Source organism: Lactiplantibacillus sp. DA1, from assembly GCF_032681335.1.
Taxonomy (GTDB): Bacteria; Bacillota; Bacilli; order Lactobacillales; family Lactobacillaceae; genus Lactiplantibacillus.
In genome coordinates, this window is sequence record NZ_JAWHTQ010000001.1 from 205225 (window position 1) to 218999 (window position 13775).

General features: G+C 45.3%; 11 protein-coding genes. 7 read left to right on the forward strand and 4 right to left on the reverse strand.

Annotation, left to right across the window (positions count from 1 at the left end):
• Nucleotides 1-43: 43 nt before the first annotated feature.
• The 3 genes from RXV91_RS01010 to RXV91_RS01020 all read right to left on the reverse strand — a co-directional run bounded on the left by RXV91_RS01010 (nt 44) and on the right by RXV91_RS01020 (nt 4049).
• Nucleotides 44-925: an RluA family pseudouridine synthase gene (locus RXV91_RS01010; RefSeq protein WP_316438303.1), complete on the reverse strand. Its 882-nt coding sequence runs from the start codon at nt 923-925 to the stop codon at nt 44-46.
• 45 nt (nt 926-970) lie between these two features.
• Complete coding sequence (recQ, locus tag RXV91_RS01015) at nt 971-2779, reverse strand: DNA helicase RecQ (RefSeq protein ID WP_316438304.1); 1809 nt, start codon at nt 2777-2779, stop codon at nt 971-973.
• A 1072-nt stretch (nt 2780-3851) separates the two neighbouring features.
• Nucleotides 3852-4049, reverse strand: a complete 198-nt coding sequence (locus tag RXV91_RS01020; RefSeq protein ID WP_021730218.1) for a helix-turn-helix domain-containing protein — start codon at nt 4047-4049, stop codon at nt 3852-3854.
• A gap of 219 nt (nt 4050-4268) precedes the next feature.
• Between RXV91_RS01020 and RXV91_RS01025 the strand changes: the two genes are divergently transcribed.
• The 7 genes from RXV91_RS01025 to RXV91_RS01055 all read left to right on the forward strand — a co-directional run bounded on the left by RXV91_RS01025 (nt 4269) and on the right by RXV91_RS01055 (nt 11456).
• The gene (locus RXV91_RS01025; protein ID WP_021730217.1) at nt 4269-4535 is read left to right on the forward strand and encodes a hypothetical protein; all 267 of its coding nucleotides are present in this window, start codon (nt 4269-4271) and stop codon (nt 4533-4535) included.
• A 50-nt stretch (nt 4536-4585) separates the two neighbouring features.
• Nucleotides 4586-5836 (forward strand): hypothetical protein, encoded by a 1251-nt coding sequence (locus tag RXV91_RS01030; protein WP_316438305.1) that lies wholly within the window; start codon nt 4586-4588, stop codon nt 5834-5836.
• A gap of 35 nt (nt 5837-5871) precedes the next feature.
• A complete protein-coding gene (locus RXV91_RS01035; RefSeq protein WP_316438306.1) occupies nt 5872-7278 on the forward strand; it encodes a C69 family dipeptidase in 1407 nt (468 codons plus the stop codon).
• Between the two features lie 451 nt (nt 7279-7729).
• Entirely contained in the window at nt 7730-8737 is a 1008-nt protein-coding gene (asnA, locus tag RXV91_RS01040; RefSeq protein ID WP_316438307.1) for an aspartate--ammonia ligase, read from the forward strand.
• Between the two features lie 39 nt (nt 8738-8776).
• Nucleotides 8777-10072, forward strand: coding sequence for an asparagine--tRNA ligase (gene asnS, locus RXV91_RS01045; protein ID WP_316438308.1), 1296 nt, complete (start codon nt 8777-8779; stop codon nt 10070-10072).
• 172 nt (nt 10073-10244) lie between these two features.
• A complete protein-coding gene (locus RXV91_RS01050) occupies nt 10245-10874 on the forward strand; it encodes an FMN-dependent NADH-azoreductase (protein WP_316438309.1) in 630 nt (209 codons plus the stop codon).
• Nucleotides 10875-10982: 108 nt separating this feature from the next.
• Nucleotides 10983-11456 carry a MarR family winged helix-turn-helix transcriptional regulator gene (locus RXV91_RS01055; protein ID WP_003641193.1) on the forward strand — a complete coding sequence of 158 codons (474 nt, stop codon included), beginning with the start codon at nt 10983-10985 and terminating at the stop codon, nt 11454-11456.
• Nucleotides 11457-11736: 280 nt separating this feature from the next.
• Here the strand turns inward: RXV91_RS01055 and RXV91_RS01060 are convergent, their stop codons facing one another.
• A complete protein-coding gene (locus RXV91_RS01060) occupies nt 11737-13611 on the reverse strand; it encodes an FAD-binding protein (protein WP_396426700.1) in 1875 nt (624 codons plus the stop codon).
• Between the last annotated feature and the right edge of the window lie 164 nt (nt 13612-13775).

Consider the following 13775-nt stretch of genomic DNA (forward strand, 5'->3'; position numbering starts at 1 on the left):
GTTTTTTACAACTTTTAAGTAGCGGATTGTACTTACGTCGCACCTACCGCCGATTTAAAGCTTGCAAATCAGCTGGTAAAGCCGCTTCAAAGTGCAAGATTTTTTCCGTAAAGGGATCAAAGAACTGTAAGGTCGCCGCATGTAAAGCTTGCCGCTGAATCCAATCCTGATTGCCACCGTATAACGTGTCACCTAATAATGGATGGCCCAATGCCGTTAAATGGACCCGAATTTGATGGGTCCGACCGGTCACTAATTCTAACCGTAACCGACTCACACCATGTTGCAAATCAGTCACTTCAACCTGATATTTCGTAATCGCCGGTTGTCCAGTCGCTGTAACCGCACGACGCGGACTATCCGACACACGGCCTATGGGTTGATCAATCGTCCCCCCAGCAGGAATAAGGGTGCCTTCAATCCAAGCCTGATAAGTCTTAACCAATTGAGCCGCAATTCGAGGCTCCGTTAACATCCCCTGGGCCACTCGGTGTTTAGCAACCAACACTAGCCCACTCGTATCCCGGTCCAAACGTGTGATTAGATGCGGTCGCTGATTAGCAGCTTGCGTAGCGATTAAATGACCTTTGATTCGGTTAACTAAGGTATCGGTGCGATTGCTGGGACCAGGAACACTAGTCACCCCGGCCGGTTTATTGATGACTAACCAATTTGCATCTTCATATTCAACTTGCACCGGTCGTGCACTGCTTGCAACCGCCGTATCAGGGGCTTCATCCGGCAGCTGTACACCCGCAATATCCCCATCATAAATTGTAATCACGCCCGTCTGAACTTGACCATTAACAATAAACGCACCGGTCCCATGTTTGATTGTCTTGATAGTCCGCATACTAATGGCATGCGTCGTCAAAAAACGTTTCATCGCTATCGGTTGCCCTTGATATTGCCACGTAAATTGCATCCCTGTTACTCCATTTCATCTCATAGTTTAACAACCATAATTTTATTATTCAGTATCGTCGTCAGCACTAATTGTGTCTTCCGCGTGTGCTGCTGCTCGAATCGTTGCCATAAAGGTCTCACCATACTTTTCAAGCTTGCTAGCTCCGACTCCTTTCACCTTCAAGAAGGTCGCGTCATCTTCTGGCATCAGGTCACACATCGAATGCAACGTCTTATCGGAAAAGATGACGAATGGTGGCACGCCTTGCTCTTCGGCCAATTGACGTCGAAGCGTCCGTAACTGTTCAAAGAGCGCACTATTTTCAGGAACCGTTTGTTGCACTTTTTGGGCCGTCTTGCGGTGCACCGTAGTCGTTCCCTTAAGTACGGCTACTCCGCTGGCCGTTACCGTGAGTGTTGGGTATTGTCCCCCTACAGATTGCAAATAACCGCTCGCAGTCAAAAAATCAATCAATTCTACCACGCTCTTTTGGCGCTGACCGGACATTAACCCGTACGTTGATAAGGTATTCAGATTTGATTCACGAACCCGCTGATTATTAGCCCCCGTCAAGACCTGGGCCACTACTCCCTTACCAAACCGGGAATGCAGTCGCACAACACACGACAGTACTTGCTGTGCCGCCGTGGTAATATCCTGCGATTCCCGTTGATCAGTACAATTACTACACCGACCACACGGCGCAGATGCTTCACCAAAGTATTTCAAAATAAACTGTTGCAAACAGCCTTGCGTATTCGCATACCGCGTCATCACTTGTAACTTTTGATACGCTAAGTGCCGATGTTCCGTATCCATCTCAGACTCATCAATAAAGAAATGTTGGAGCTGAATATCACTGGGCCGAAAAATCAAAATCGCTTCACTCGGCAACCCATCCCGGCCAGCCCGACCGGCTTCCTGGTAGTATGCTTCTAAGGTACCTGGGACCTGCGCATGAATTACAAACCGCACGTTGCTCTTATCAATTCCCATCCCAAAGGCGTTAGTTGCCACCATCACATCGACCCGATCATACAAAAAGTCCTCTTGATTTTGACGACGAACCATGTCATCAAGTCCGGCATGATATGGCGTTGCCTTAATATCATGCTTTTGCAGCAGGCTGGTCAAACGCATCACTTCTTTACGGGTGCTCGCATAAATAATCCCCGCCTCGCCATGATTGACCCTCAAATAATCTAAAATATATCGGTCCGTATCTTGGTCCTTAACCACCGTCAAGTCTAAGTTATCCCGCGCAAAGCCAGTATTGACTTCATGCTGTGGATCAATTGCTAGCCGACCACAAATATCTTCAGCAACTTGTTCAGTCGCCGTAGCGGTCAAGGCTAAGACTTGCGGATGAGTCGGCAATTGCTCAATCGCCGTACTCAACGCCAAATAACTAGGCCGAAAATCATGTCCCCACTGCGAAATACAGTGGGCTTCATCAATCGCTAACAGTTGAATTGGTAACCGTCCCAATGCTTGGATGAAGTAATCCGAATCTAACCGTTCTGGTGCTACGTATAGTAAGGTGTAATCGCCCGCTCGTAGTTCTTGGAGTCGTTCATTAATTGCTTGAAAATCCAATGAACTATTAATAAAGGTCGCTGCAATCCCATTATCATTTAACGCGTCCACTTGATCTTTCATCAAAGAAATCAGTGGTGAGACAACGACGGTCAGTCCCTGAAAAAGTAACGCTGGAATTTGATAACATAATGATTTACCACCACCAGTAGGCATGATTGCCAGGGTGTTTTCACCGGCTAACACTTGCTCGATCACTGCTTTTTGCCCCGGTCGGAACTCATCATATCCAAACGTGGTTTTTAATACTTGCTGTGCCGCCGCTAAGTCAATCATCACACGTAAACTCCTTTTTTGAATTAATACTCTATGTATTGTGCTAGTTATTATTTGGGATGAATCATGATTAAAAATGGCTATTTCTAAGTTTAAAAGCTATCAGCTGAGTCCCACTGAAAAGCGGGCAATTTGGAAGAAAATTATTTAATTAGTGCGTTCTACACCGGCTTCCAGGCATTCCTGCCAATTTGGACACAGATTTGAGCCGAAGTCCACGTCTCAAATACTGGTCTTTCACGCCCTAATGACATATTGACGAAACGTGTTCGGGTCAGACTGACACTTCCGGTTAGGGACGCTATGACGCCAAGCGGAAGCCCGCCGCTTAACGCCCTAGCTAGGCTAATCCTCAGTCCCACCCGTCTGAACCGCACACTCTTGAATCACTGAGCATTGTCAGAAATACCTTCCAGCCGGAATTGTATTTGAATGGCAGTTATTGATGGGATAAACTTTAGTTAAATTAGTCGTTGTTTCATAGCACAGCAGCTTAAAATGCAATTATTTGGATTGGCAGTAACTGCAATCATCTCTACCGAAACGTGCTCGGTTTCAACCCGTGGCCCCTCACAGGCTTTCAGACTGGAGGGGCTGGGTGACAATGCTCAGTAGCCAAATTATTCTTAGTCGGAAGTGGTCTGCTTCCGGCTTAGAATAAGACTCGTATTTGAGATGACGCGGGTTGGGCGTTAGCTCAAATCGACGTCGGCTACGTTCCAGCAATTGGCACCCAGCCCCGGAGGTCGGCCTAGGACGCGCATATACTGACGAATAGTAATCCAACTAATTGGCACATTTTAATCATGATTCATAACAAATTGACTAGCACAATGCGTAATACTCTCATTCTACCGAGAATACTGGCCCGTGACAAGAACGCACTCCGGTATTTAAAAGATACGTTAAGTAGCGTCTCATTAATTAAAAACATTAAACTACTAAAAAAGTGTCCGTTCCTACCGACTTCACAGGAAAAGACACTTCAAAAACTGACCTATTAATTATCATGACCAATTGTTCGTGACTATTAGGACAGCCAGCCTACTCAGTTTATATGTACAGTGCTGGCTTAGTCTTGCTTAGGTCGGCCACGGTGATCAACCAAACCTTCCATACCACGTTGCCGATATTTTCGTACCCACGTATAGACTTGAGGATATGAAACGTTAAAATGCTTGGCGGCTTCCCGATAATCATTGCAATGGTCCAACGTGTATTTGACGATCGCAATTCGTTCTTCCAGCGTCGCGCGACGTCCTCGATCCATGACACGGCCTCCTCTCATTCATTCTTATTCATCATACCAAGAGTTGTCAACTTTTTGTAGCTTTTTCCCCATGACTTTACTGATTCCTTGCGATTTTTAACAAAATATTTCCAGTCAACCACTACCGTCAGGGTTCAGCTTAAAATAAATTGGTCCCCGCGATTATTTTGCTTGCATTTTAGAACGTATGTTCGTATACTCGTTATTGAGGTGAAGCTCATGCAATCAGAAAATTTAACTGTCAAATATCTGAATAAAAGTAAAATTATTAAATTAGATCCTTTCATGTTGTACTTACAGGTCACGCCATTAAAGTCAGCTGAAGCCGTGACAATTAACTGTATCATCGTCAAGCACGCGCTGACTTTGTTTTATCAACTCAAACCAGATACCCAGTTAGCCCTTTATGGTCACTATAACGCCCGGCACCAGTTCGTGATTACCAAATTCATGGTGCGTGCCGCAGTGCAAACACTGGCCAGTTAATGTACAAAGCCGCTAAAATGTAAGTACTTAGATCAGAGGAGTTGTTGTCGATGATGTCCACAAATCTAACCTTACTTGAGCGCAAAATTTCAAATAATCTAAATTGTTTATACTTTGTTAACCATCCCGTCTACCGCATCCAAAAAGACCACCAATTAGTTTTAGCTCCAGAGTACGGCTTGGCCGGTAACGTTACTGAAATCATTTGCGATGCACAGCAGCGTTACCATATTTCATTCATGGCTCGCAAAGAAATAGTCTTAACTGAGAAAAAGGTCGCCAAAGTAACCAACAATCAACTCGGCCAAAATACCGCTCAATTTTTAGCGACCCTAGGTTACCAGTTACCCACCGTTCAGCCATTGGATGATTTAACTCGGCCTACCATGCCCGCCCTCTTACCATCACTAGATGATCTAACTGAATTTCCAACTGATTACACGATCATCGATTGCGAATTTGGGGCGCTTTTTCAACGCAGTGATACTGCCAAAAGCGTCAATTGGCACATCATCGAGTCACCCGGACTGCGGGCAAGTATTTTCCAACTCAGTGCCATCGGCTTCTCGCACCATACCCAGACGGCCCCCTTTTTTAATCGTTACTTTGATAATCCCAACTTCTTACCGGACAAAAAATTGGCCGGCTTAACTGAAACTGTCCTGACAACCACCGCCTATGAAGCTCAAGGAGCGCCATTAACAATTCTTAAAGCGTTTATCAGACAAGTCTTACAACCACAGCTCCCCCTCGTCTTTTGGGACCAAACTCAGGATATGAAGCATATTCACTTATTATTGACCCACTACTATCACCAATTGACCGCCACCGAACAGCAAATCGTTAGTCGTCCAGTCAAAATCTTTGACGCTCAAGCTTATACGAATATTCTCATCAACCGTGGCAATCACAAAACCGGCAGTCACGACCTACCCTTGAATGGCCTAGCTGCCCTCTTTAATATCAGCAATCCGCACCAACATAACGCTATTTGGGATGTTCAGACAACTGAATTAGTCATGATTAAGCTTGCTGAACTCACACATCAAGCTCCCGTCATCACAAGCATTCCCCAAGCCATCACACTGCCAAATAATGTCGTATCAGCTGAAGCACGCACTGAACACGTTCGAACTTCCAGCCCAACGTCGCAACGTGCTAGCTATGCTCAGGTTCATCAGTTGCGAGAACGCGGTAAGACTTATCGTGAAATTGCAGCTGCCACTGGTTTTAGCATTAGTGGGGTTAATTACATTCTCAAAAAAGCTCGTTCTATCGTGACTCATTCAGAAAGCGTATAATGATATTAATAGCTTAAAAGGAGTGTTTTAATATCATGGAAAAACGTATTAAAGGTTCATGTACCACGATTCTAGTTGGAAAAAAAGCCTCAATCGATGGTTCAACCATCATTTCACGGAACGATGATGGTCATGAAGCCTTAGATCCTGAACGATTAGTTGTGGTTAATCCTGAAGATCAGCCACGGCATTACCAATCAGTTATTAGTAAGGTTCAAGTCGACTTACCCGACAATCCCTTACGGTATACTTCAATTCCAAACTCAATCTTGACCAATGGGACCTGGCCAGCAGCAGGGATCAATAGCGAGAACATCGCCATGTCCGCAACCGAAACCATCACCACGAACTCGCGTATCTTGGGAATCGATCCTTTGGTTGCCGGCGGAATTGGTGAAGAAGACCTTTGCACCCTAGTATTGCCATACATTCACAGCGCCAAGGAAGGCGTTACCCGTCTAGGTGGCCTGCTTGAACAATACGGAACTTACGAACCAAACGGCATCGCCTTTTCTGATCAAGACGAAATCTGGTGGTTAGAAACTATTGGTGGCCATCATTGGGCTGCTAAGCGTATTCCTGACGACGCTTACGTAGTTGCACCCAACCGGATGAATATCGACGATTTTGACTTTGCTGCCGATGACACCTTGGCTTCAGCCGACCTTGAACAACTGATTGAAGAACATCACTTGAATCCCGACTTTGACCGTGTCAACTTGCGGCACATCTTTGGGAGTGCTTCAATCAAAGATACGGTTTACAACAACCCCCGGGCTTGGTTCGGTCAAAAGTACTTTACGCCGGACGTTGAACAGGATCCAATGGAACAAGACTTACCATTCATCTGTCATGCCAACCGTAAGATTTCTATCGAAGACGTCAAGTTCGTTTTGAGTTCTCACTTTGAAAACACGAAATACGATGTTTACGGGAGTGGCTCTGAAGCTGACAAGACCCTTTTCCGGCCAATCGGGATCAACCGCAACCACGATGTGCACATCTTACAGATTCGCAACAACGTCCCCGCTGCGGTTGCCGGTATTCACTGGTTAGCCTTTGGTGCCAATACCTTTAACACGGTCGTACCATTCTATGCCAATGTCAATGACACGCCAGCTAGCTATAAAGATGCGGACGGCACCTTTAATCTTAACCACATGTACTGGCTAAGTTGTACGACCGCCCTTTTAGGGGATACCGACTACGATTTCTACGTGGACATGCGGAATAGTTACGAACTCGAAGCCATGAGTGCTTACCGTAAAATCGAAAATGATACCGACGCTGACTTGGCTAACCATCAAGACGTCACGGCCTATCTCGAAGCGGCTAACCAGCAATTGGCCGATACCGCGATGAAGTTACAAACCAAATTACTCGGTGATATGGTCATTGCCGGTTCTGAAAAAATGAAATTACGTTATAATTTGAACGATTAATTAAGCCCGGTAGCTTGCGGTTTTAGCTGAGATTTTCATGGTGAATTCATGAGACTAAACTAATTTATTTTTAATTTAGTGGTTTACAAATATCAGAATCGTGCTAATATAAATGTCACAAGATAAAAAACGGAGGAAAGAGGAGTACGATTAGTCAACCTGCCAGTGAATCGGGAGTGAGTGGAAACCCGACCAGAACTTGACTAGTCCGAAAAACACTTTCTTAGTTGCTAACTGAAATAACCTCGTTAAAGTAGGATTAGCCGTTAACCGGTACGTTACCATCGGTGGTGTATGTTTGTACACTATTTTAAAGCTGGTTTACTGTATGTAAACAACTTGGGTGGTACCGCGAAAGAGTCTTTCGTCCCTTGATAATTCAAGGGATGGAAGGCTCTTTTCTTTTATCCTGTAACTAAAATCTGAACTTATTTTAAAGGAGACCACGCATATGCATTTAATTATTCCAAAGGATTACGATCCTAAATTATCCGTTAAAGAAACTCAACAGGCCATTCGTTACATTCGTGAAACATTCCAAGATGAATTTGGAAAGCAACTAAACCTATCTCGGCTTTCAGCACCAATGTTCGTTGAAAAGAAAACTGGCCTGAACGATAACTTAAACGGTGTCGAAAAACCGGTCTCCTTCACCATGCAAGACATGGGTGATGAACAAATCGAAATCGTTCACTCACTTGCCAAGTGGAAGCGGGTCGCCTTAAAGCGCTACGGTTTTGACATGCATGAAGGTCTCTACACGAACATGAACGCTATTCGTAAGGATGAAGACTTAGATAACTATCACTCCGCCTACGTTGATCAATGGGACTGGGAAAAAGTGATCAGTAAGGAAGAACGCACCGTTGAAACTTTGAAAGCCACGGTACGTCAAATCTTTAAAGTGATCAAGCACATGGAACACGAAGTTTGGTACAAGTTCCCACAAGCCGTTCACCATTTACCAGACGAAATTCACTTCTTAACGACACAAGAACTCGAAGATATGTACCCTGACATGACGCCGCGTGAACGTGAAAACGCCATCTGTAAGAAACTCGGCTGTGTCTTCTTAATGCAAATTGGCTGGAAGCTTGATTCCGGCGAACGTCACGATGGCCGCGCCCCCGACTACGATGACTGGAAATTAAACGGCGATATTCTCTTCTGGTATGAACCATTAGATCAAGCTATTGAAATCTCTAGCATGGGAATCCGGGTTGATGCCGAATCAATGCAGAAGCAACTCAAGGACGTGGACGCCGAAGATCGGCTTAGCCTGCCATACCACCAAATGATTTTGAACGCGGACGTCCCTTACACGATCGGTGGTGGGATCGGCCAATCACGGCTCTGCATGTTATTACTTGGCAAAGCCCATGTCGGCGAAGTCCAAGCTGCTTTATGGCCACAAACCATGATCGACCAATGTGCCGAACATAATATCCATTTACTTTAATCTGATTTAAAATCCAACAAAAGGGAGTTGATCAATATCATGGAAACCATTAGTATTATCAACGCTGCTGACCATGTCGATGAACAAGTTAAGATTGGGGTGTGGCTCAGTAATAAGCGTTCCAGCGGCAAAATTGCCTTTCTTCAATTACGCGATGGCACAGCAACTTTTCAAGGGGTAGCTCTCAAAAACGAGCTCGGTGAAACGGCTTTTGTACAACTGACCGACCTCGCGCAAGAAACTAGCCTATGGGTCACCGGCACGATTCATGCCGATTCCCGTTCGCCCTTTGGCTACGAACTTGCCATCTCACAATTTGAAGTAGTCGGCACCAGCCACGACTACCCGATTACGCCCAAGGACCATGGTATTGATTTTCTGTTGGATCATCGCCATCTCTGGCTACGGTCATCGCGTCCTAACGCAATTATGCGAATTCGCAACGAGGTCATTCGAGCCGTTTATGAGTTCTTTAACGACCGCGGCTTCATTAAGATTGACGCGCCGATTTTGACGGGTTCTGCTCCAGAAGGCACGACCGAATTATTCAAAACTGATTACTTTGGTCAGGACGCCTACTTATCACAATCCGGCCAGTTATATGGTGAAGCGGCCGCCATGGCGTTCGGCAAAATCTTCACGTTTGGACCGACTTTTCGGGCCGAAAAATCCAAGACTCGTCGCCACTTAACAGAATTTTGGCAACTTGAACCTGAAATGGCTTGGATGCATCAAGATGAAAGTCTGGAAGTCCAAGAACAATTGGTGGCCTACCTCGTTCAAGCCGTGATTGACCATTGCCCCCACAAACTGGCCGTTTTGGACCGCGATGTTGCGGCGTTGCAAAAGTACACCAAGCTCCCATTTCCACGAATTTCGTACGACGATGCCATTACGCTACTTCAAGCGAACGGCTTTGACGTCGACTGGGGTGTCGACTTTGGCTCACCGGAAGAAACATTTTTGGCAGAACACTTTGATCAACCAGTCTTTGTCTTGAACTATCCCAAAGCAATCAAAGCCTTCTACATGCAAGCCCACCCTACTCGCGATGATGTCGTCATTGCTGCTGACCTGTTAGCACCTGAAGGGTATGGCGAAATCATCGGCGGTTCCGAACGTTCGACGGATTATGCTTACTTGAAGGAACGGTTACTAGCCAGCGGTCAAGACTTGCAGGATTACGAGTGGTATCTCGATTTACGCAAATATGGTTCAGTGCCGCACTCCGGTTTCGGCATGGGTCTGGAACGCTTTCTGGCTTGGATCACCTTGCAAGATCACGTTCGCGAAACTATTCCGTTTCCACGTATGTTGCACCGCATTTACCCGTAGAGCCGTGACAACTTTGTGCTAGTGGCACTGGTTAATCAAAATTAATCGTGCATCCTTTAAGTTCCCCACGCATTTTCGAATGTGTGGGGAGCTTTTTTCGCCTATTTTGTTGACAAGCAACAACATCCGATTTACAATGTTGCTTGTCAACAAAATTAAGGAGCTGTTTAAAATGACAAAATTATTAATGATTAATGCTCATCCACACACGACCGTCCCCAGTGCCTCACTGACCGTTGCAGCGAGCTTTAAAGCTGCGTATCAGCTAGCCCATCCGAACGATGAGATTACGACGCGCGATCTTTATCAGGACGGCGTGCCAGCTTTGAATGACGTCACCTTCGAAGCTTGGCGCAAACAAAAATACGGTGAAGACCTTACGTCAAAGGAGGCTGAACTACTTAGCCGTCACGCCGCCTGGCTAGCTGAATTTCTAGCAGCCGACAAGATCGTCTTCGTTAATCCAATGTACAATCACTTTCTTCCAGCCGAACTCAAACAATACTTAGACTTAACCGCAGTCGCCCGTAAAACTTTTAAGTACACGGTCAACGGCCCGGTTGGCTTATTACCCGACAAACACGTCTTACACATTCAGGCTGCGGGTGGCTACTATCACCAACCTGATCAGCACAACCAGGTTGAAGCAGGCGACCCCTACCTCCGTGGCATGATGCAACTGTATGGGATTCAGGATTACCGAACCATCTTCATTGAAGGATTGGACCAATTTCCAGAACAGCGAGAACAGGCCATCACTGCCGCACAGGTAGTAGCAGAAAAACTCGCCGGTGAATTTTAAAACCGGTATAATAATAGTAATAAAAGCTAATGATTAATTGATAATTGCGCGCTAACCACCACGAGAACCAGTCGCCATGACGCACAACTATCTAAGGGGGATCAATCGATGTCAATATCCACGGAACAGACAATTCTAACGCAACTCAAAACGATTCGAACCAAGCGTGCTTCCACTACTGGTGAACAGAAATGGTTACAGCAGCATATCACCGAAGCCAATCTACGCCGCCTGTTGCCGGATATTTCCATCGTTGGCCTGCATTTATTATCTGAACTAGAGGCCGGTCCACAAACGGGCATCGACTTAGCTACTAACCTCGGCGTCACTCGAGGTGGTGTGACCCGGGCAGCCAAACGACTCGTAACGCAGGGCTTAATTGGCTCATTCCAGCAACCCGATGATCACAAAAAGATCTTTTACCGCTTAACGCCGAGTGGTCGTAAGCTGGCCCGCTATCATGATAAGATGCATGCAACCCGCAACCACCAAGCAATCACGCTCCTCCATGAGCATTACTCACCAGCAGAACTTGCGGTGATTCAACGCTTCTTGGCCGATTTGACGGATTATGAAGCTTAATAATGTCCAACCAAAAACACCGCTACGACTAATGCGTTCGTTAGTCACAGCAGTGTTTTTGAATTTCTAATGATTAGTGATTTTGTAACCGATACTTGCGAATTGCCATAATCAATGACAACGTGTTAAGGATCAATGACAAACTACTGAGGATCAGACTCGTTTTTGTAATACGCATGAGCGGCCTCCATTGATTGAATTTGTTAATTCTAGTTTACCGGTATTACGCACTAAAAGATACTAAAAGCACTAGGTGATTCGTGGGTTGTGCGATCAGTGATTAATCATTTGACACGGTCTGTTCGGCCTGGGATAGCGCGTCCTTGACTGCGGCCTTGACGGCACGACTCGATACAGAAGCACCGGAAACTGCATCCACATCATAAGTGTTAGCAGCCACCATTTTTGCCGGTAATTCGGCAACAGCCTGACCACCAACCTCACCAGTCTCATGTTGTTCAACTACTTCAACATGAGTTAATTGTTGGTCAATATACGTGATACGAACCACAACTTGCCCACCAATGCCATCATCTGAGCGCCCTAAGTATTGGTGTTCACCAACTGTGATGTCTGGTGATGCTTCGGCTACCAAATCATTAGTACTAGTCTGATGCACCGAAGCACTAGTATTCGCATCCGGCTTAGCCACTGCTTTTTCATCGACCAATTGTGTCGTTTCTTCCTTAGGTTTAGCTGCATTTTCACCAGCGATTTTTCCAAAAATCAGGCATTCAGCTAAATTACCGCCACCTTGATACTGATTTGCACAAATACCGCCCAACTCACCTGCACCATACAAGTGCGGAATAGGTTGCTGATTTGCATCTAAAATCTCTGCCCGGTCATTACGACGTGGTCCCCCTTGGGTATTAAGTATGTTGTTTGTTAACTTAAGCGCATAATACGGTCCATCATCAAATGCCCGCATCGTATCAACCTGCCGATTAAACGCGTAGTCAGTACCAGACTCGACAAAATAATTGAAATCATGAACGGTCTTGGTAAGTACCGTACCATCAACTTCCATAACTCGTGCTAAGTCGTTTAGAGTAGTGGCCTTCACAACTAAATCGGTGAGATTATTAATTGGTGTATATTGACTAGCTAACATTTGACGGTACTGAGTTTCATCAAAAACCAAGTATGGATGCACGTTTGTTCGTGGGACGCGCCACATTCCATGATCATAAATGTGACCGTGCCGGTTGGCTTCACTCTCATCAAAATACCGACTACCGTCATCAGCCACCGTGATAACGCTACCATGGTTCACTTCCGGCCAGCCTAAAATCAAGCGACCACGTTCACCTTGTGGTACGGCAATCGAAAGACCATGTAAAAATCCGAGTGATTCATAATTTTGCATGTGCCAAAAGTCCGCGCCAACTTCTTGGGCCATCTTAATACCAGCACCCTTATTAAACAGCGTGCCCAATGGTGCCAAGTGCTCAGCACCAAGGTAGTCCTGGATGGCTTGTTGATTATTTTCAAAACCACCACATGCTAGGACTACACCATTGGTAGCTCGAACATTAACTAAACGATGCTGACGTTCGATTTGGACACCGATAATTGTATTCGTAGCGGGATCTTGAATCAGATGTTGTGCCGGCGCACTAAGCCAGACATCAATCTGTTGCTGCCGATCTAACACTTTTTGTCGCAAGATTTTCCACAAAGCTGCATCAAAAATGCCATGATGGACGGTTGTAAAGTCATAGGATTGGACTCCATCAAATTCAGGAAACTCATGAACTGCACTGTCTAATGAAATTGGAGAATCAGCAGCTGTAAAATCATTTTCGACACTCACCGGGTCAACATTGAGATATTTTTGAACATAGTCGCGCATATTCGCCATGCCCGCTACGAAAGTATCAACCATACTATCGTCTAATTGCATGGGTGCCGTTAAGTTTTGATAATATTTTTTACCCTCATCGAAACTATCTACCGTTCCTAAGAGTTGGGCAGAATAACGGGTATTGCCTCCTTCATGACCATTCGGCGCTGCATCCGTGAGCAACACCTTCGCATGTGCATCCGCCGCAAACCGCGCTGCTGTCGCCCCGGCACCACCAAAGCCAATAACTACCGTATCATATTGATAATCCCAAGTAATTTGATCCAATTTTTTTAGCATGCTGCTCATCCTTTCAAAATCCGTTTAACAAATTTTAAGATGCAATATCAATTGCTATTTAAATCACAAGCAGAATCATTTTTTGATTACACTTATATTATATAACCGCTTTCATTTTTATAGAAATAACAATCTGATTATCTGTTATTACAAATGAGTAATGGGTTATACTT

Bases quoted from the DNA above. Each gene is read 5' to 3' on its own strand.
- RXV91_RS01030 (WP_316438305.1), top strand. From the start codon at position 4,586: ATGATGTCCACAAATCTAACCTTACTTGAGCGCAAAATTTCAAATAAT.
- RXV91_RS01025 (WP_021730217.1), top strand. From the start codon at position 4,269: ATGCAATCAGAAAATTTAACTGTCAAATATCTGAATAAAAGTAAAATT.
- RXV91_RS01010 (WP_316438303.1), bottom strand. From the start codon at position 925: ATGCAATTTACGTGGCAATATCAAGGGCAACCGATAGCGATGAAACGT.
- RXV91_RS01050 (WP_316438309.1), top strand. From the start codon at position 10,245: ATGACAAAATTATTAATGATTAATGCTCATCCACACACGACCGTCCCC.
- RXV91_RS01055 (WP_003641193.1), top strand. From the start codon at position 10,983: ATGTCAATATCCACGGAACAGACAATTCTAACGCAACTCAAAACGATT.
- recQ (WP_316438304.1), bottom strand. From the start codon at position 2,779: ATGATTGACTTAGCGGCGGCACAGCAAGTATTAAAAACCACGTTTGGA.
- RXV91_RS01035 (WP_316438306.1), top strand. From the start codon at position 5,872: ATGGAAAAACGTATTAAAGGTTCATGTACCACGATTCTAGTTGGAAAA.
- asnS (WP_316438308.1), top strand. From the start codon at position 8,777: ATGGAAACCATTAGTATTATCAACGCTGCTGACCATGTCGATGAACAA.
- RXV91_RS01020 (WP_021730218.1), bottom strand. From the start codon at position 4,049: ATGGATCGAGGACGTCGCGCGACGCTGGAAGAACGAATTGCGATCGTC.
- asnA (WP_316438307.1), top strand. From the start codon at position 7,730: ATGCATTTAATTATTCCAAAGGATTACGATCCTAAATTATCCGTTAAA.
- RXV91_RS01060 (WP_396426700.1), bottom strand. From the start codon at position 13,611: ATGAGCAGCATGCTAAAAAAATTGGATCAAATTACTTGGGATTATCAA.